The 19874-nt window shown below is 38.6% G+C and carries 16 protein-coding genes; 10 read left to right on the top strand and 6 right to left on the bottom strand.

The window, feature by feature from the left end; genetic code table 11:
* Positions 1 to 243 precede the first annotated feature (243 nt).
* From DWX84_RS05800 to DWX84_RS05760, 9 genes are all read left to right on the top strand, one after another.
* Positions 244 to 966 (top strand): hypothetical protein, encoded by a 723-nt coding sequence (locus DWX84_RS05800; protein WP_005936639.1) that lies wholly within the window; start codon positions 244 to 246, stop codon positions 964 to 966.
* A gap of 151 nt (positions 967 to 1117) precedes the next feature.
* Positions 1118 to 1324: a helix-turn-helix transcriptional regulator gene (locus tag DWX84_RS05795; RefSeq protein ID WP_005936640.1), complete on the top strand. Its 207-nt coding sequence runs from the start codon at positions 1118 to 1120 to the stop codon at positions 1322 to 1324.
* Between the two features lie 12 nt (positions 1325 to 1336).
* Positions 1337 to 3655: an EcoAI/FtnUII family type I restriction enzme subunit R gene (gene hsdR / locus DWX84_RS05790; RefSeq protein ID WP_005936641.1), complete on the top strand. Its 2319-nt coding sequence runs from the start codon at positions 1337 to 1339 to the stop codon at positions 3653 to 3655.
* 2 nt (positions 3656 to 3657) lie between these two features.
* The gene (locus DWX84_RS05785; RefSeq protein WP_005936642.1) at positions 3658 to 5166 is read left to right on the top strand and encodes a class I SAM-dependent DNA methyltransferase; all 1509 of its coding nucleotides are present in this window, start codon (positions 3658 to 3660) and stop codon (positions 5164 to 5166) included.
* A gap of 15 nt (positions 5167 to 5181) precedes the next feature.
* A complete protein-coding gene (locus DWX84_RS05780) occupies positions 5182 to 6198 on the top strand; it encodes a hypothetical protein (protein ID WP_005936643.1) in 1017 nt (338 codons plus the stop codon).
* Positions 6191 to 6664, top strand: coding sequence for a Fic family protein (locus DWX84_RS05775; RefSeq protein ID WP_005936644.1), 474 nt, complete (start codon positions 6191 to 6193; stop codon positions 6662 to 6664). The genes DWX84_RS05780 and DWX84_RS05775 overlap by 8 nt, the downstream gene beginning before the upstream one ends.
* A 12-nt stretch (positions 6665 to 6676) precedes the next feature.
* Positions 6677 to 8449 (top strand): AIPR family protein, encoded by a 1773-nt coding sequence (locus DWX84_RS05770; protein WP_005936645.1) that lies wholly within the window; start codon positions 6677 to 6679, stop codon positions 8447 to 8449.
* A 3-nt stretch (positions 8450 to 8452) separates the two neighbouring features.
* Positions 8453 to 10030, top strand: a complete 1578-nt coding sequence (locus DWX84_RS05765) for a restriction endonuclease subunit S (protein WP_122377448.1) — start codon at positions 8453 to 8455, stop codon at positions 10028 to 10030.
* 11 nt (positions 10031 to 10041) lie between these two features.
* Complete coding sequence (locus DWX84_RS05760; protein ID WP_199703900.1) at positions 10042 to 10587, top strand: restriction endonuclease subunit S; 546 nt, start codon at positions 10042 to 10044, stop codon at positions 10585 to 10587.
* Here the strand turns inward: DWX84_RS05760 and DWX84_RS21795 are convergent.
* Complete coding sequence (locus DWX84_RS21795) at positions 10567 to 11904, bottom strand: restriction endonuclease subunit S (RefSeq protein ID WP_122377447.1); 1338 nt, start codon at positions 11902 to 11904, stop codon at positions 10567 to 10569. The genes DWX84_RS05760 and DWX84_RS21795 overlap by 21 nt on opposite strands.
* A gap of 45 nt (positions 11905 to 11949) precedes the next feature.
* Between DWX84_RS21795 and DWX84_RS05750 the strand changes: the two genes are divergently transcribed.
* Entirely contained in the window at positions 11950 to 12756 is an 807-nt protein-coding gene (locus DWX84_RS05750) for a tyrosine-type recombinase/integrase (RefSeq protein WP_005936653.1), read from the top strand.
* Positions 12757 to 12763: 7 nt separating this feature from the next.
* Here the strand turns inward: DWX84_RS05750 and mobV are convergent, their stop codons facing one another.
* The 5 genes from mobV to DWX84_RS05725 form a co-directional block, all read right to left on the bottom strand.
* On the bottom strand, positions 12764 to 14149 hold the full coding sequence (gene mobV / locus DWX84_RS05745; protein ID WP_005936656.1) for a MobV family relaxase: 1386 nt from the start codon (positions 14147 to 14149) through the stop codon (positions 12764 to 12766).
* 203 nt (positions 14150 to 14352) lie between these two features.
* The gene (locus tag DWX84_RS05740; RefSeq protein WP_005936659.1) at positions 14353 to 15378 is read right to left on the bottom strand and encodes a DUF6371 domain-containing protein; all 1026 of its coding nucleotides are present in this window, start codon (positions 15376 to 15378) and stop codon (positions 14353 to 14355) included.
* A 115-nt stretch (positions 15379 to 15493) separates the two neighbouring features.
* Positions 15494 to 16867 (bottom strand): DUF3987 domain-containing protein, encoded by a 1374-nt coding sequence (locus DWX84_RS05735; protein ID WP_005936662.1) that lies wholly within the window; start codon positions 16865 to 16867, stop codon positions 15494 to 15496.
* Positions 16867 to 17226: a helix-turn-helix domain-containing protein gene (locus tag DWX84_RS05730; RefSeq protein WP_005936665.1), complete on the bottom strand. Its 360-nt coding sequence runs from the start codon at positions 17224 to 17226 to the stop codon at positions 16867 to 16869. The genes DWX84_RS05735 and DWX84_RS05730 overlap by 1 nt, the downstream gene beginning before the upstream one ends.
* Positions 17227 to 17524: 298 nt before the next feature.
* Positions 17525 to 19873, bottom strand: a complete 2349-nt coding sequence (locus DWX84_RS05725; RefSeq protein WP_005936668.1) for a PIN domain-containing protein — start codon at positions 19871 to 19873, stop codon at positions 17525 to 17527.
* Position 19874: the final 1 nt, after the last annotated feature.

The following is a 19874-nucleotide window of genomic DNA, read 5'->3' as shown; positions in this document are numbered from 1 at the left end:
CTGATTAAAGAATGGAGTTATATAGAGCACTTACAACAGCGAAAGAAAGTTTTATGATTATTTAACACTAAAATTTATATTTGCAGATGTTTTCATTTGATGCTCGATATTTTCACTTGTTTAGCTCTTCTTTTCACAAACAGCATAGAATGAACTCATTACAATCGTTCTGCCTATTTTTACCTTTCGTTTTTTATGGAAAACTATTATACTTTTGCAAAACAATCATAGAAAAGAATAGGCATGAAGCATAGGCAACATACGTTACAATCAATAATAATAGAGGTAGTGATAGTGCTACTGGCATCAATAATTTCATTCCCATTGAGTGATATTGTCGGTGTTAGCCTAAGCGCACTGCCATTAGTTATTGTGGTGTGCTATGTCATATTAAAATCCATATACCACTTGTGTATATCTTTATCGGCATATACCATCGAACTGACCTCTTCTTTTTATCCCAAACAACAGAACAAGGATGAATGTACCCTTGAAGGAATTTCTTCAAGAGCAGGTGATAATGAAATCATGACGAAAAGAATGGAGTTATTCCATTATGAATTTCAACATGAGCAACAGCAATACCGTCAGCAAAAAAAGAAAGAAGATGATGAAAAACTTGATGCCATAATGAAATACACACTAACCACATTCAAACGACTAAACTTTGGCGAAACAGAGATTTTCCAAATTTGCGAATGCGTTAGATACTTTGTTACCAATAGGCAAGTTCTTACCACCACGGAAATACATATCAAGAAACGAACTTCCGTTACGCAAATCTCACTAAAAAACTTTGCATGGAATATTGCCTTCCAATACAATATCTCTGGAGATGTTACAGCAAAATTCGTCTTGCATACATTCAATGAATGGTTTGCCAACTCCACCATTGACACCATTAGGAAGAATTTGCGCACGACTACAGGACGACACAAAATTGAAATAGACGAGAATATCATATAAGAATGGTAAGAGTATTGCAAATGCCCTCAAAATCGCACATTTATGTCTTTTTACTGCCTTTTTTAGCTTCTAGATAAGAAATATTATCGGAAGTTGCTCTACTATCAGACTAATTATATAATTTTGCTCCTGAATTAAAACATTTTACCTCATGGCTAATTTTAACAGGCTAAAAGTAGTGCTTGCAGAGCAACAGAAAACAGGAAAATGGCTTGCGGAACAGATAGGAAAATCTAATTGTACTGTGAGCAAATGGTGTAGTAATTCTGTTCAACCAGACCTCAAGACTCTTAATGATATAGCCAATGCTCTTAATATTGATGTGAAAGATTTGATTGTCAGCAGTACAAATCATTAATGAATTACTGTCATGGAAGTAAACAAAAAAGAGTTAAAAGAGCAAGAGATACGCACTCTGTTTATTACTCCTGCACTCCAACAAAAAGGATGGGCTGTAAGCGTAAATATGCGTGAAGAGTATTATTTTACTGATGGACGAGTACTTGTTGTCGGCAACCAACATTCGGTAGCAGAAGGTAAAAAAGCCGATTATCTATTATATCATAAAGGTAAGCCCATCGCTGTTGTTGAAGCCAAAGACAATAAACACGCTGTTGGAGGTGGCATCCAACAAGCTATGGATTATGCCCAAATTCTTGATTTGAAATTTGCGTATTCCAGTAATGGCGATGCTTTTTTGGAACATGACTTTATCACGGGGAAAGAAACCGAAATTAAGTTAGAGAACTTCCCGACAGAAGAAGAGCTGTACAATCGTTATCTTGCATCCAAGAACTATGCACCGAATGAACTTAATATTGTAGAAACACCTTTTTATTATGATGCCCATAGCCACGAACCAAGATACTATCAACGCATAGCGGTTGACCGTACCGTGGAAGCCATTGCAAGGGGACAACAGCGTGTACTTGTAGTGATGGCTACAGGTACAGGCAAGACTTTTACGGCATTTCAAATTATTCATAGGCTTCATAAGAGTGGATCTAAAAAAAAGATTCTTTATCTTGCAGACCGTAATATACTCATTGACCAAACGATGGTTCAAGACTTCAAGCCCTTCAAAAAGTTTATGACCAAGATAACTTCTGTTGGAGAAGGTGAAGAAAAGATTGATTCATCATATGAGGTATATATGGCGTTATATCATCAACTGGTCGGAAAAGAAGGTAAGCCAGATCCATTCCTAGAAGTGCAGCCAAACTTCTTTGATTTGATTATTGTTGATGAGTGCCATCGAGGAAGTGCAAAGGATGATTCTGCATGGCGCAAAGTATTGGAGTATTTTAGTTCTGCTACTCAAATTGGTATGACTGCAACCCCAAAAGCAGATGAAGGAGCAAACAATTTGGATTATTTTGGAGAGCCAGTATATACCTATTCCCTACTCCAAGGAATCCAAGATGGTTTTTTGGCCCCTTATCGTGTTACAGCCGACTTTATCAATGTTGATTTGCAAGGATGGACTCCCGAAGAAGGGGAAACAGACTTATTAGGTAAAGAGATTGAGCAGAAACTATATCAAAGACAGAATATAGGTCGTGACCTCGCTATCAAGTTAAGGCGCAAAGTGGTAGCACACAGAATTACTCAAATGTTACAAGACATCGGTCGTATGACAAAAACGATAGTATTCTGTTCTGATATTGAGGAAGCTGCCGAAATGCGAACACTGCTTATCAACATGAATAGTGATTTATGTAAAAAATCTCCTTATTATGTAACACGCATTGTCGGAGAGGACAAAGAAGGGAAAAAGCAGTTGGACAACTTTATCAGTGTTGACGAACCTTATCCGGTCATTGTTACCACTTCCGAACTACTATCTACGGGAGTGGACTGCAAGACTTGTGGCTTAATCGTTATTGATAAAGAAATCGGCTCTATGACGGAATTCAAGCAGATTATCGGGCGTGGTACACGACTTAGAAAAGACAAAGGCAAGTGGCATTTGGAAATCCTAGACTTCCGCAATGCAACAGCAAAATTCAAAGATCCAGCATTTGATGGCAACCCGGAACCACCCAAAGGAGGAGGGAAAAAGCCAAAGCCTTACAAAATCATTGATGCTCCAGAAACTCCAATAGTATCTGAGCATCGTGAGAAATATCTTATCAGCGGTAAGAATATTCGCATTGCCCATGAAATCGTTTCAGTGTTAGGAGAAGATGGTAAGACGATGAGAACGGAAAGTGTTCAGTCGTTTGCTAAAAAGCAATTATTACGCCATTACCAAACTTTGGATGATTTTATCCAAACGTGGACGGAGGCAGAACGCAAACAGGCCATTATGGATGAATTGAAGGAATATGCTATTCTGATAGATGCTGTACGTGAAGCTAATCCGGCATTGAAGGATGCCGACATCTTTGATGTGATATGCCACGTTGCGTTTGACCAACCGCCATTAACAAGGAAAGAGAGAGCAAACAATGTAAAGAAGCGTAATTACTTCGGGAAGTACGAAGGTAAAGCTCGTGAAGTATTGGAGGCTCTTCTTGACAAATATGCAGAGAATGGTATTCTCGACTTTGAAAAGGCGAACATCTTGGAGATACCGCCATTCAATAGCATAGGGAAACCAACAAAAATCATAAAGTTATTTGGCGGTAAGGTTGCTTTTGAGCAAGCCATCAGAGAACTAGAATATCAAATTTATAAATCAGCTTAAAAATGGCAGTAAACAACATCATAAAGCGAATCCAAAATATAATGCGCCAAGACGCTGGTATCAATGGTGACGCACAGAGAATTGAACAAATGACTTGGATGTTTTTCTTGAAAGTCTATGACACTCAGGAAGAAACTTGGGAATACAAAGATGAAAACTACAAGTCTATCATCCCCGAAGATTTGCGTTGGCGTAAATGGGCAGTAGACGAAAAAGACGGTGAAGCATTAACAGGAGAAGCATTGCTCTCTTTTGTCAATGAAAAACTGTTCCCTACTTTAAAGAATCTTCCGATAGACGCCAATACACCAAGAGCCAAAAGCATTGTTCAAGAAACATTTGCTGACTTAAACCAGTATATGAAGAATGGAACGCTTTTGCGTCAAGTGGTCAACATCGTAAATGAAATCGAATTTGACGATGCTGATGACCGCCACACATTTGGAGATATTTATGAGGGAATCTTGAAAGACTTGCAATCAGCAGGCAATGCAGGTGAGTTCTATACTCCACGTGCTTTGACAGACTTTATCGTGATGATGCTTGACCCGAAATTGGGCGAGACCTTTGGTGACTTCACCAGTGGTACAGGCGGCTTCCTTACCTCTGCTCTCAATTATATGAGTAAGAGCGTCAGTTCTGCCGAAGATGGAGAAAAACTGCAAAATGCAGTCGTGGGACAAGAATGGAAACCGCTACCTTATCTTTTGAGTATAACAAATCTGTTACTCCATGATATTGAAGCTCCCAATATAGCTAACTGTGATTCGCTTGGAACAAATATCACTGATTTCAAGGAAAGCGATAAAGTGGATGTTATCGGTATGAATCCTCCGTATGGTGGTAGCACAGAAGATAGTGTAAAAAGCAATTTTCCGGTGCAGTACCGTTCAAGTGAAACAGCGGATTTGTTTATAGCCCTTATCATGTACCGCCTCAAAGCTAGTGGTAGATGCGGTGTGATTATCCCAGATGGTTTCTTGTTTGGTACGGATGGAGCAAAATTTGCACTTAAAGAAAATTTACTCCGCAAGTTCAATCTGCATACCATCATCCGTTTACCGGGTTCGATATTCTCCCCATATACCTCTATTGCAACCAACATTCTTTTCTTTAATAATGAAGAAGCAGAGGGCTGCGAAGAAGGATTCAAGACCAAAGAGACATGGTTCTATCGCTTGGATATGCCGGAAGGCTACAAGCACTTCTCAAAGACCAAACCAATGAAGGTGGAGCATACCCTACCTATTCAGGAATGGTGGAAAGACAGGAAAGAAATTATCAATGATGAAGTGGGAGAAAAGAGCCGTGTGTTCACTGCCCAACAGTTGATTGATTTGGATTGCAACTTCGACCAGTGCAAGTTCCCGAAAGAGGAAGAAGAAATACTCCCTCCGGCAGAACTGCTCAAACAGTATTTTGAGAAACGTGCTGCACTCGACCATGAAATAGACAAAACCCTTTCTGAGATTCAAAAAATTCTCGGCATAGACATAAAATCGTGTAACTGATAATAGTGAAGTGATATGAAAGATTTGACCATCTCAAACATAGAACGGCAGAATGTACTTAACAATCGTTTTGCGGTCAGTAAAGTACAAGAGCATCTTGATATAGAAGGAATGCTCTTTGAGGGAGAATACCGCTTTACAAAAAAAATGGTTGCCGACTTTTATCAAGTTGACACATCTACAATAGATCGTTACCTGCAATCAAATTCTGATGAGCTGAAACATAATGGATATATTTTATGTAAGGGTAAACAATTGAAAGAGTTTAAGTTAGAATTTGCTCACCTTATTAATGAGGCGAGCAAAACAACGCAACTCGGATTATTTAATTTCCGCTCTTTCTTGAATATAGGTATGCTGCTTACAGAGAGTGAGAAAGCTAAAAAAGTCCGTAGCCTTATCTTGGATTTTGTGATTACTACCATCAATGAAAAGACAGGTGGAGGAACAAAATATATTAATCGTAGAGATGTGAATTATCTTCCTGCCGCAATCACAGAAGAAAACTATCGGAAAAATCTTACTTCTGCCATCAATCAATATGTGGATGGGCATCCTACATACAAATATTCTCAGATTACAGATTTTATCTACAAAGCTGTATTCAAAGAGAATGCTAAAGAATACCGAGAAGTATTAAAGTTGGATTCAAAAGACAATGTTCGACACACGTTGTATTCAGAGGTTCTATTGGTTATCTCTTCTTTTGAAAACGGAGTGGGTGCTGCTATCAGTGAACGATTCAAGGAAAATGGCGGCAGAAAACTTACCATTGACGAGGTAGAGCGCATTGTGAATGAACTTGCCGAACATCCCATGCAGAAACCTTATCTAAATGACGCCAGAACAAAAATGGCTTCAAGAGATTTCAGCTTTCGGGATGCGTATCATGGTAATATAGCAGATTATCTGCAAGCTGTTACTCCAGAAGAGTTTGAACGATTCATCGGCGACCAGTCTATTGATTTTGACCGTATCTTAGCGGACAATAAAGATGTGCTTAAACGCTTAAAACAAGCAGAGGATGAGTAAGGGAATTATTTACATAGATTACGATGAAGCCCTAAACATCTATGGCAAAATGATTGATGCCAGTGATGGTGGCTTTGAAGGAGTGCGTGATGAAGGCGGTATTCGTGCTACATTGGATTTTGTGCAAAACGATTTATACTATCCTACCTTTGCCGACAAACTGACCTATTTGATGTATAGATTTTGTTCCGGGCACTTCTTCAATGATGGGAACAAGCGTATTGCACTGACTTTGGGTGCGTACTTCTTACACAAAAATAATTACTATTGGCACGCTTGTATCTGTATGCGTACATTGGAATCTATCATTTATCACGTGGCAGCATCGAACATCGACCAAGATTTGCTGCTACGCATCGTCAATAGCTTTTTGACCAGTAAAGATTATGACGAAGAACTGAAAATAGATATTGCCAATGCCATGAGCAAAGGAGAATTAGGAATACAAGGCGAAGATTACGAATAAATGAATATAATTATGGCAAATGTACTTGAAATCATAAAAAACGAAATTACGCAAGATTATTATAAAAATAATTTTCCAAATGATGGTCAACGTTTCGTTGCGTGGTATATGCGGAATATACATCTTCTGGATCAAAGACAAGCTAAAGATGCCATCACAGACGGAGCCAATGATAAACAAATTGATGCCGTATACATTGATGAAGACGAGCAAAAAATATATATTGTACAAGGGAAATACTACCTTGGTGAATCTGTTGATGCAACTCCTGTGAGAGAAGTTATATCTGCTTGGAGCCAGTTTAGTAACTTAGCTCAATTACAGGAAAATGCTAATTCTAAATTAAAGACTAAAATATCAGAAATAGCAACAGCATTAGAAGATGACTCTTACTGCGTATGTTTTGAATTAATAACAACATCTATCTTTACGGATGCGGCTATGGATGATATACATTCATTCCAAACCAAATTATCAGAGGAAGATGATGCTGAATTGAATTATAGTACACAATTCTCCGTAGTTGATAAACAAGGTTTGGAAGATGCTTATAGTTGTGTTATTGAACAAACGAATCCAACTTTAAACCATACTATCAAGCTTGAAGCTGGTAAATATATGACGACAGAATTAGGGGCGACAAGCGTAATAGTTGCAGCCATGCCTCTGAAAGAATGTATAAAACTCCCTGGCATTAAAGATGGATCTTTGTTCCAGAAAAATGTACGACAGAGTTTAGGCATTAACAATACCGTAAATAAAAAGATCAAGAAAACCATAAACGATCCGAATAAATGTGGTGACTTCTTCTTTTTTCATAATGGAATCACTGCCATTTGTAACAAAATTGAAGAATGTGGCAATGGTGAGTTTAAACTTTATGGATTGAATGTTGTAAATGGATGTCAATCATTGAATACTATTTTAAGTTGTAGTGAGAATGTACGAAAGCGTGATGATGCTTATGTTCTATTCAGATTTTATGAAATTCCACAAAGAGACAGGGCTGATTCTATTAGCATTAACACAAACACGCAAAGTGCTGTAAAGGCAAGAGATTTACGCAGTAACAGTAAGCAGATATTGAAACTCAAAAAGGCATACGAAGCAAAATATTCTAATGGATTCTTTGCAACCAAAAGAGGTGAAATTATTCCAGCCGACAAGGACAAACAGTACTGCATAGAGTTATCATATTTAGGAAAGAATCTTACAGCTTGGTACATGCAAAGACCTAATTTATCTTATGGTGAAACTAAGATTTTTGACAAGTATTTCAATACATTGTTCAAGAACGACTATTTGCCTGAAGATGCTTATGCTCTATCGTTTTGGATGAGAAAAATAATGGATGCATGGACTCAGGAAAACCCATTAGGACTGGAAGAGGAACTACTAACAATGAAGGCTTATGCTCCATACCATCTTCTTTTTGCCATATCAATGGTTTTTGCTAAATGTAACAATCAAACAAATGTACCATCACCGAGTGAGTGCTTAAAAGTTGCTTCTGAAAACAATCTTGTTGACAGCATAATTAATATTGCGGCAAACTGTTTAAACAGTGCTATTTCGGCAGAAAAAAACAATTGCGAGCAGAATAATAGAAGTTTCATTCCTCAAAATTGGGTAAAAAACAAGAGTTGCAATGCAGGTATTATGTCTGCTATTCAGAATTATTTTTCTTTCCTCCCAACAATGAATAAGGAGATGGATTCCAAACTTAAAAATGGAGTAAAAATAGACTCAAAGTATTTCTCATATAGAGTACAAGCAGAGGATTAAAAAATGAACGGAAAGCAATTAAAAAACAGCATACTTCAGTGGGCGATACAGGGCAAACTTGTACCGCAAGATCCTAATGACGAACCGGCATCTGTACTTCTTGAACGTATCAGAGCCGAAAAAGCTAGACTGGTCAAGGAAAAGAAAATCAAGAAAGATAAAAACGAATCTATCATTTACCGTGGTGATGATAATTCCTATTATGAGAAGTTTCTCGCTACGGGGGAAGTGAAATGTATTGATGAGGAGATTCCGTTTGAGATTCCAAAGGGATGGGAATGGAGTAAACTGTCAAATGTTATAGAACTGCTATCAGGGCAAGACTTTATTCCTGAAAAGTATAATTCGAGTAATCAAGGAATTCCCTATATTACAGGAGCAAGTAATATTGTGAATGGGAATTTGGTAATAAATCGTTGGACTGAAACTCCTACGGTAATAGGAAAATTAGGAGATTTACTTATTGTTTGTAAAGGTTCAGGAGTTGGGAAAATGTACATCTGTAATGTAGATAAAATACATATTGCTAGACAAATTCAAATTATTAGAAATTTCTCCAATGCGATAAGTCTATCATATGTTAAATCTGTAGTTGAAGCTAATTTGCAAACGATAATTTCTAATGCACAAGGTGTTATCCCTGGAATTAGCCGTGAGCATATATTAAATCTTCTAATTCCACTTCCACCTACTAACGAGCAATATGAAATAGATAAAAAACTTCAAGAAATATTACCTGTTATCGATCGATATGCAAAATCTCAAGAGACATTAGATAAATTAAATGTAGAGCTTCTAGGAAATCTCAAAAAATCCATCCTACAAGAAGCTGTTCAAGGTCGGCTTGTACAACAAATAGCAGAAGAAGGAACTGGCGAAGAGTTACTTGAACAGATAAAATTGGAAAAGCAGCAACTCATTAAAGAAGGCAAGTTGAAGAAGTCTACTTTGACTGATTCTGTTATCTATAAAGGTGACGATAACAAGTACTTCGAGAAGAATGGAAATACGGAAATGAATATTACTGACGAGATTCCATTTGAAATACCTGATAGCTGGAGTTGGGTAAGACTTAACGATATATGTTCTTATATCCAAAGAGGGAAGTCACCTAAATACTCTCTGATAAAGAAATACCCTGTTGTAGCGCAAAAGTGTAATCAATGGAGTGGTTTCTCAATAGATAAAGCCCAATTCATAGATCCAGATACTTTATCATCGTATGGTGAAGAACGTATTTTACAGGACGGAGATTTAATGTGGAACTCTACAGGATTGGGAACATTAGGACGAATGGCAATTTATTGTAGTACCTTAAACCCGTATGAATTGGCTGTGACAGATAGTCATGTTACTGTTATAAGAGCAATGAAAAAGTTTGTTCTGCCACAATACCTTTATTACTATTTCACAAGCAATACGGTACAATCTGTAATAGAAGATAAATCGGATGGTAGTACAAAACAAAAGGAGCTTGCAACTGCTACAGTAAAAACTTATCTAGTTCCGATTCCACCTCTGATGGAGCAAAGCCGAATTATCTCAAAGATTGAGCAATTAGCAAGTATTATGAGCAGGTAGGTAAAAAGTGCTTGGATATAACAGAACAGATACCTTTTGAAACTCCCAAGAATTGGGTATGGACAAGACTTTCTCATATTGCAAACATTTACACTGGCAACAGTATTAGTGAAACTGAAAAGAAATCAAAATTTACAGATGTTATAGGACGTTATTATATTGGAACTAAGGATGTTGATTTTAATAATCGGATTATTTACGATAATGGCATTGCGATTCCGAAACAATATGAACCTGATTTTAGACTTGCTCCCAATAACTCAATATTGATGTGTATTGAAGGTGGAAGTGCCGGAAGAAAAATTGCAATACTGAATCAAGATGTATGTTTTGGGAATAAGTTATGTTGTTTCTCACCATTTGTTGGAATCGGGAAATACATGTACTATTATCTACAGTCACCATCGTTCTTTGAACTATTTAACCTAAATAAAACGGGCATTATAGGTGGTGTAAGTATAGCAAAAGTAAAAGAAATATTAATACCATTACCTCCGATTAAAGAACAACAACGCATTGTTGCTCAAATAGAAAAACTATTTGAGCAACTGCGATAGTTCATTTATCCGTTCTGCAATACGCTGCTGTTCTTGATAAGGTGGAATACCAATAGGCAGATTGTAGAATAACTCTTTATTGAGGTGCGGAATAGCCGCACCTCTTTTTGAATTTCTCAAATCCTCTTTATAGAACAGAATGAAAGCCAAAATATATGGTTTCCATATAGCCGAAGAAAGCCATAACTGTTTGAATGTACTCCCCATATACCCATCTTGCGGAACAGTGAAAACTTCACCTGAATTTTCACCATCTACAAGAATGATGTTATCTCCGGCATAGACAAATTTTCCTTTCTCTACAATGGTAGCAGATGATTTACCACGTAGGTATTTTGCATCCAGACAGATGCCCTTTCCGTTTCTTTTTTCACCGTCTATCAGTTGGCATATGTCTTTCAAACGTAGCACAGACCAAATGTTAGGATATTCAAAAGGAAGCTCAATCTCAACGGTTTGCGCATTTATCCTCTCATAATACTTGTTATCGTCACCTTTATAGATAACAGAATCAGACAGGACAGACTTCCTTAACTTACCCTCTTTTACGAGCTTTTGTTTCTCCTGCCGTATCTGCTCAAGTAATTCTCGTGCAGTTCCTTCTTCCGAAATCTGAGGGACGAGTTTACCCTGTATTGCTTCTTGAAGAATTGTTTTCTTTAGCCTTTCGCCAATAGTTGAATTCAGAGAATTCAATTCGCTTTGAAATTTATCATAATTATCTACGATTGGCAAGACTTCCTGTAATTTATCGCATATCCTATCTTGTTCCTTACGTGGTGGTATCGGAAGAAGTTTCGATTTTACATAATCGGATAAAACTCGTTGTTGTCCTGCAGTACCCTTGTATTTTGCTTCTTTGATAAAGAAGTCTGATTTAAGGATATATAGAAGATACCATCGAGCAAATGTATCAGCATATATCCTGATAACATTTAATTCTGTTGTTGCTGTTGCAATATTGCTTGGAACATCGCCAAGGATAAACGATTTCCTATTTTGGAAGCAGGGAGTAATTTTGGCATAAGCAATATCGCCCTTTTGCATTTTCGTAAAACCAGATTTGACATTCCTCCAATATCGTTTCTCAAAAGTATAAGAACTTCTATAACCTGCATCAATCAAAGCCATTGGCATAAAAGCAACTTCGAAATTATCTTCACAGATAACTTGTGGCGAATGATTGACTATATTCCCAAATCTTGCCCATTCCCACCCCTTTGGAATCTCAAACGGAATCTCCTCATCAATACATTTCACTTCCCCCGTAGCGAGAAACTTCTCATAATAGGAACTCAATGAATTTGTAAATACCATACATTATTAATGATAGTGAATTGTTTAACTAATAATGTATCAGACATGAACATTGAAAATTTTGGAACGTATCTTCGTCAAGGGAATATGGCGGAGAACACGATTGCGGCTTATCTATATGCCGTAAAAGAGTATTATTCCCGACATAAGGAACTGAACAAGCGCAACCTGCTTGTTTATAAGACTTATCTCATTGAAAAATTCAAGCCTAAAACCGTAAATCTACGTATTCAGGCAATGAACAAGTATCTTGACTATATGAATAAATCTCGTTTGAGATTAAAATCCGTCAAGGTACAACAGCGTAGTTATCTGGAAAATGTAATCAGCAATGCCGACTACGCTTTTCTGAAAAACAAACTAAAAAAGGAAGAAAACCAAGAATGGTATTTCGTAGTTCGTTTCCTTGCTGCTACAGGTGCACGAGTCAGTGAACTAATACAAATGAAGGTGGAACACGTGCAGATAGGTTATTTTGACATCTATACCAAAGGTGGCAAGATACGTCGTATCTATATTCCTAAATCACTCCGCAAGGAAGCTACGGAGTGGCTCAATAGCACCAATCGTACAAGCGGTTATCTATTCCTCAATCGCTTTGGCGAGCGTATCACCACCAGAGGTATTGCCCAACAGTTAAAAAACTATGCCACAAAATATGGTTTGAACGAGAAAGTGGTTTATCCTCATTCGTTCCGCCATCGCTTTGCCAAGAATTTCTTGGAGAAGTTCAACGATATTTCTTTACTTGCCGACCTGATGGGGCATGAAAGCATTGAAACCACTCGTATTTATTTGAGGCGTAGCAGTGCCGAGCAACAGGAAATTGTGGATAAGATTATAACTTGGTAAAGGCAATTTATCTGCGTTGCTGTGAGTTTTTCGTCTTCTGTTCTCCCCAAGGGAGTTCAGAGGATGAACCTCCGCTACCAGTTCCGACATGGACTTGCGCCTGACCACCTGCGGCAAGTTCAAAAGCCACTCCAAGTAGGTTGGCTTGTGCTTCATTGACCTGTTCCTGAGGCTCAAACACATCATTTATCAATTCATAGATGGTAGCTTCGTCTTTGGTGAAACTTTCCCATATCGGATTGAGCCAATCAACATGTTTTATAGAGTCGTATTTCTCATTACCTACCTGTGTCCAAATATGCAGACTGGGCTTATTATAATTGGGAATGAAATGGTGGATAAGTTCCGCCCCGGATGACAGACTGTAACGCTGAGGGTTAGCCTTACGGTCGAGCTGGTCAATGCGTAGATTCAACTTTTCTATAACAGAATCCTTTGCTTTGGATTGTCGGCCTGTTTTTTCTGCCATACGTATAGCCTTGTCTATCTCTTTCTGATAGCCGTTCCTTAATTGTTCAATCTCTTCCCTATGTTTTTCTTTCAGTTGAGACTTTTCAGACATTAGGGTTTTAATCTGATTTTTGAGTTTGGCAATCTGCTCATCCCTACTCGCAAGCTCTTTTTTCGCTTTAGCCAAATCCCCCTTGCCGAACCACGAAAGGATTGTGTTTTTCCCCTCTTGTGCTTTTTCAATGTCTGCCTGCAATTTGGCGATGTCTTCCTCATACCGATTTATTTGCTGTTTATAGTATTCTGAATTTGCCAGATGTTTTGCTGTAGAACCGACAATGCCACGCTGCAATCCGAATGGCTTCATGGCTGCTGCATAACTGTTCTGGTATTCGTGCAGTTTGCTACGTCGCATAACATCATCTGCCGATAGGCGTGCCCCGGACTTTGTTGCGTACTTCTTCTCACCCTCACGCTTTTTACGAAGTCGTTCTGTTGTTACAATGGGTACGATTGTGGCATGCAAGTGCGGAGTTTTCTCGTCCATGTGCAATACACAAGAAACAAGATTCTCGCTTCCGAAAGTATTTTTCAGCCATTTTAGATTGGCATCTATCCAATTATCCAACTTACCTTCCTTGGCAATCTTCATCATCTGTTCATGTGTTCCGGTCAAGATAATGCGGATGGCTTTCGTCTGGTTCTTGCCGACCTTGCGATGCAGTCTGGCATGGTCTATCCGATGTTGTATAGCATCCGTCCGGTTCTTCACCCCGGCAGGAAATACAACCAGTTCCCGATTGAGGTGCGTCCTATTTGCATCGGCATTGATGGGTACATATTTTTCCCTCTTGGCATCCTTCCTTTCTATATGGCATGACATACCAGAATCATTACCACTGCCACGTTGAAGGTGGCAGACTGCGTATTGCGTATTACTCATATCTTATTTCCTTTTCACTGATTCTTTGGTTGTAAAATCCCGCCTTTTGTGCCACAGGCATCCGGGTGTCGAGAGGGTATCCCTCCGCTTATGGGCTTTTTTACTGCCACTAGGAGAGTGAAAGCGGTGAAAATGCCCTAATAAGCTACGGGATTTTACAAACCCTTTCCCAAAGACAGCGAGCTGTCCTATTCATCTTTTTATTACATCTGTTCTACATCCACTAACTCCAATTTCAATTCATCAATGAGCATCTGCAAAGCCGGATTACGTTGTATCATTTTGGAGAGTATTATTTGCGGAGTATCTTTCATCAGAAGGAAATCTGCAATGTCCAATCCTTTTTTTCGTTGTTCATCTGTAGCGCATTGTTCCAGACTATCACTCAATACAACTTTGGAACATACGGAAGTAAGCAAAGGCATTTTGGTTTGCCAAACTTCTTTTGCTCCCAAGTCTGGGCATAGCATAACTGGCCTTCCTTTCAAAATACTTATCACATCAGGCTTGAAACATCCGTGCATTCCACCGGTAGCCAACCATATAAACTCCGGCATATAATGGGTCGCTACCAAAGCGGATTTTTCGCTTTCCACAATAGCTACTGGTTTGATCGGATTATCAGACAACAGATGTTCGCCAAACAGACATTGCTTCAAATGGTAATTTTGGAAATTTAGTTCCGTATGTACCCAACTTATATAACTTCTTGGCTCTTTTATCCGATGTCCTGTTTTTGAATCATACAACATTATTTTTCCTGTTCGTACATTACCCTGCCAATCAATTTGCCAATAGACGGTAGAACCGCCCCACTTCTTTGATGTACCAACATGATACAGTTGGAATATCCGGGAAGTCTCGTCTTTGCCCAATACTCCGGATAGGTAAATGTACAATGGATTCATGCCATAGTTGGTAAGAGTACGTTCCATTAGTTCATTGTCAACAAAAGAGGTAGGAGATGGCAAATGAGACTTAGGCTTGTCGACTTCAACGAAATCATCCTTTTTGTAATCCATCACCATTGGGTTATCATGAAAATAATCTGATGGAGTGTAATGGTATTGACAAGATTGTTCATGGTCGCATCTGCCTACATAATCAGGAAAAGTTATTTCTCCTTGACTATCTATGTACTTGACAAAGCATTGCTTCTTTCCACACTTCGGGCATGAAAGTTTTGAACCACGCTTATATTTTTGAAGAGAAAATCTATATTCAGCCATACTTCTTTGTCTTGTTATTGCAGTCCATGCAACTTGCACTTATTGCAGTTTTGCAGAAATCCTATGTAAGCGCAAAGTGCAAACTGCAACAACTGCAAACTGCAAAAGGTGTCGTTTATTGCAGTTTCTCATATTCACCTCGCTTTACCTTCTTGATAATCTTATTCGTGGCAAGATTAACCAAAGAGTACATCACCGACCTTTCCGACAACCCTACTTCTTTTCCGGCTTGAATAGCATCGGCAGTAGTGAAAGTTGCGGAAAGGCAATCAAGCAATTCTCTCTTTTGTGGTTCAACGCTCTCTCTCAGCATATATCTTTGAATGTTGGTATAACAGTTCTCAAAGTATTCACTCAATGCAATAGCTGATTTGGTTGAGTCAATATCCACAAAATCCTTGTGTGCTTCATTGCAAGCCCAGCGAAGAATCTGCAAGACTAAAGCCAAACGAGCCGTAATCATGGGAGCCTTAATCACTCTGCTATCCACCAATCCATCATCTTGGATTTGATTAACAGCCCGAATCGCATTATTGCGCCAGTTTGTAAAATAGGCTTTGGCTTCCGAAGAAAATTCCAGTACATTATGTATGGCTCTGTCATCTTCATTCTCTGTAAATGGCAAACTAATCACCTTATTTATAATAGAATCCCACATAGATGAGTATTTACCAAAAGTTGATACGGAAGAATCTTCATCCAAGCCCCAATCTGAAATTTCCTGAGACGATGGATAAACAAAAATTATTCTGTCTATCAGCCCATTGTCTTTATATCCTTTCTCTATTAGTTCGTGCATACGTGTCGTTTGCATCGTGCCGACAATATTTATAAAAGGATGCTCTATATGAATAGGTACAGGGATGCTGCACCTTGAAATATCCAATGGCTTTCCGCTGAATGCAGTCAATAACTGTTCAATGAGTTGCCCTTTGCTATATTGATTCACGGCATTAAACATTCCCATGATTTCATCCACATATACCACGACACCTCGCTGATTGTCATCCAGCGCACGCATTAAAGCCTCCGGTGTAAAATCGGATATGATGATTCTTCGTAAAACAGGTTTGTCCGGCAGTGAAGAGGATTTGTCTTTTTTGACCTTGTTGTTTTCAATCAAGCTATTATAATGCTCCATATCCAATTTGAATTGCTTGATGATTTTTGCATCATGCTTTCGGATAGGGCGGAATGCGAAATCCAAAGGTGGGGTTTTGCCCATTCCGGGACGACCTACCAATATCATATAGAGGGCAGGATTACTAATCCATCCACCACGAATACGGATATTGACAGCGTTGCCAATAGCGGTTGACACTGCCACCAAAAGAGAAGCCATCATGTACTCAATGGAATAATTTTCTTGCCGTGCTAAAGCCAATATCATATCTTGAATTTTGGCAGGAAAAGCATCCAAAGGAATCTTGCTTTCAAAGACCCCTTCAAATTCCATTCTGAGTGCATTGCATAAATTGGTTGAATCCATTAGAACCTGGTATTTCTTTTTGACTTTATGAATTGGGCGGCTTCATCCGCCAGTTCCTTCTGCGATTTCCGTTTGCCGTCATGAAGCCATGCGTCAATCTCCGATTTGAGAAACATGATACGCTTCCCTCTCTTATGAAACGGAATCTGGTGGCAACTCGTCCATCCGTAAACGGTCTGTTCCGCCGGATGGCTGGGTAGGTATTCGCACAGTTCTTTCAGGTTCATCCACTGGTCGACAGGCCGTACTTGTGGGATGTTGTTCAGACTGTCAATCTTGGAATCAAGTTTATTGAGCTTGTCCATCATCCATGACATTGCCTTAGGCAAATCTTCAAATGTAATGTTCATGTCTTCCATATCGTTATTAGTTGATTTTGCTGCAAAGTAATGGCAAATTTCAATACTGATTTATGGATGGCAAATATCACATAAAGAAACATCAGCAGGTCATAAGAATCATAAACTATATGCACTGATTATCAGTGCATATAATGACAAATTCCATTATTAGATTTTTTCGTTTATGCCTCTCGACATAAGGGAATCATCATCGAATCATAAGGTTGTGAAGATAAAAATGTATAGAAACAGAAAGCCACCCACATGAAAGATGCAGATGGCTTACAGAATAAGAAATCAATGTCGCTTTCTATACTTAGCGTAAATTATTTTTTAGAAATTTCTTAAGCGAGATTGTAGTTATACCCAATAGCTTAGACTTAAGTTGTAGCCCATTGTCTGATGTAAGCATAATTGGATTCTGTTCTTTATACTTTAATGCGACTGATAATATCATATTGTCAGGTGAACGTTTATCAAAGTCATCTGGCAATAAAGAAGTATCTGAGAACTCGTATAAAATCTCATGCTGTGACTCATTATTAAGATTACGTAAAGCCTTCTCCGCGTTTTGTCTTCGTTCTTCAGTTAATTTGATTTTCATCTTATCGAGCTCATCCGTCACCTTTGCAGACAAGATGATAGGATACTTTCTGTCAATCTTAGAAATAATATCGGGATAGTCCACAAAAACATTAGTATCAATGATATAATAGTTTTTCTTTGTTATACTTAATTCCTTCTTTTTCCGTTCAAATTGAGAAAGGTCAATTTTACCTACAACTCTCAACCCTATTGTGGAGGAGACCGTTGATACTGTTTTTTCTTCAGATATAGGTTGGACTATAGGGGCTGATGATTCTGACTCTTGCAAATTAGTTCTCCATACATTTGTTTTACCATCAAACTTATCACAATTATCTATAAACTGTAATACTGTAGGTGATACAGTGTGAAATTCGTTAAGAGGCATATCTGAAATAATGAGAGTCGTACTAAGCGAACGGCTTGTTGCTACATTAAAACGTCGATCTTCTAGTGCGAAACCCGGATTCCTTCCAGGAATGTATAGAATAGCATAATCAACAGTCATACCTTGGATTCTATCTATCGTTTCGATAGTTATATCCAGTTCAAGGTCAGACGTACAGAAACGTTTCTGCAGTTCCTTTACAGAATCTCTAAAAGGTGTTATGATAGCTAAAGAACGATCAGGGTAAAATTTTTCCAGCTTTTCAATCACATCTCGTATAATAGCATCTGCTTTATCTGAATAAACTCCATTGCGGACATCTAGTGTACAATGGTAAAGTACACCGCCATCTTGTGGAAATAAGACACTATTCGCTTTGGTAAAATCTAAATAGTCTTGCTTCACAGACACAAAACGATTTCCGTAAAAGTATTTTGTAAGGGAGGCTGATCGACTCGTGAGACGGAAAGTGGTTACTATACGATAAGATTTTATCGATGTCCCCAGCACCATAGACTTCAATCCTTCAACTTGTGTTGCCACATTCCACGAATTATATTGTGGATTGTTAAGTTTCACGATAGGTGGCAACTGCATAGGATCACCTACAATTAGGCAATCAATCCCCAACTGCTTAAACGCAACTATAGCCGTGAGAAAAGCCTGAGAAGCTTCTTCTATGACTACCAAATCGTATTGTGGCAAACCATACAGAGTCATCTTCTTTTCGCTAAAAACACTTGACAACTGATAGTTTGTCGCACAGAGCATTTCGCCACCAGGAACCTGCAAGTCGGCAGAGGCAGCTTTTACACCAGACACCTGTTTGCGTTCGTCAATAGAGAGATTTGTCTTGCTGACACGACCTTCCTTCACATACTTCTGCAAAGGCTTCTGCTTTATCAACTCGATAAGACCCTTGTTCGCCATGGTGGTGACGCAGACGGTTTTGCCAGCATCAAGATACGATGAAATCACAGAAGCGATGGTGTAACTCTTACCAGTTCCCGGAGGACCTTGTACGATACAACAATGTTCATTAGCGAGCGTGTCTATGATTGTGTCAGAAATGCCTGTTGGCTTCTGTTCATCAAATGCGAGTTCCTCGGGTGTCCATTCCTCATAATCTATAGTCGGTTCAAGGTTCAATTCATCGTTTGAAGAGAATGCATCCATATAGCTGGCAAGGTTGCGGAAATACTCTACAGGAGGAAATGGATTATGGACGATAAGTGAAAGACTTTTGCCATCAACCAACGCCTTTGACAAGATATCGTACAACTTAAAACTGAATCCAGAGCATGCAACATAGTCATAGTTGGAATCACCAGTATGAACATAGTACATTGGAGTCATGTCAGAACCAGAAGAATGAAAATCCTTATTGTCAACGAACTCATCCCAACGGCAGATCCACTCCGTAACGTGTTCACCTAATGCTTGCTTAGCACCTTTCTTAATTATGCACACGCCCTTCAGAACTTTCAAACGTGGAGCCATACGACGAGGGCATTTGAGGATAATCATGCCTGTCTCATGCTGAATGGAATCAACATAAGCAAGCGATAATTCACCTGTCTTAAATAAGTTCCGCATCTGCGAGCGATTGATCTTTTGTTGCTCGTCGATAGCCTCTTTCACTTGGTCAGCAAAGAATGACTTATAGTTTGCAAGTTTGATATTGTCAATCATA

The sequence above is a fragment of the Parabacteroides sp. AF21-43 genome, from assembly GCF_003635435.1.
Lineage (GTDB): Bacteria > Bacteroidota > Bacteroidia > Bacteroidales > Tannerellaceae > Parabacteroides > Parabacteroides distasonis.
The sequence above is the reverse complement of the archived record's forward strand: the minus strand, read 5'-3'. Positions and strand labels throughout refer to the sequence as shown.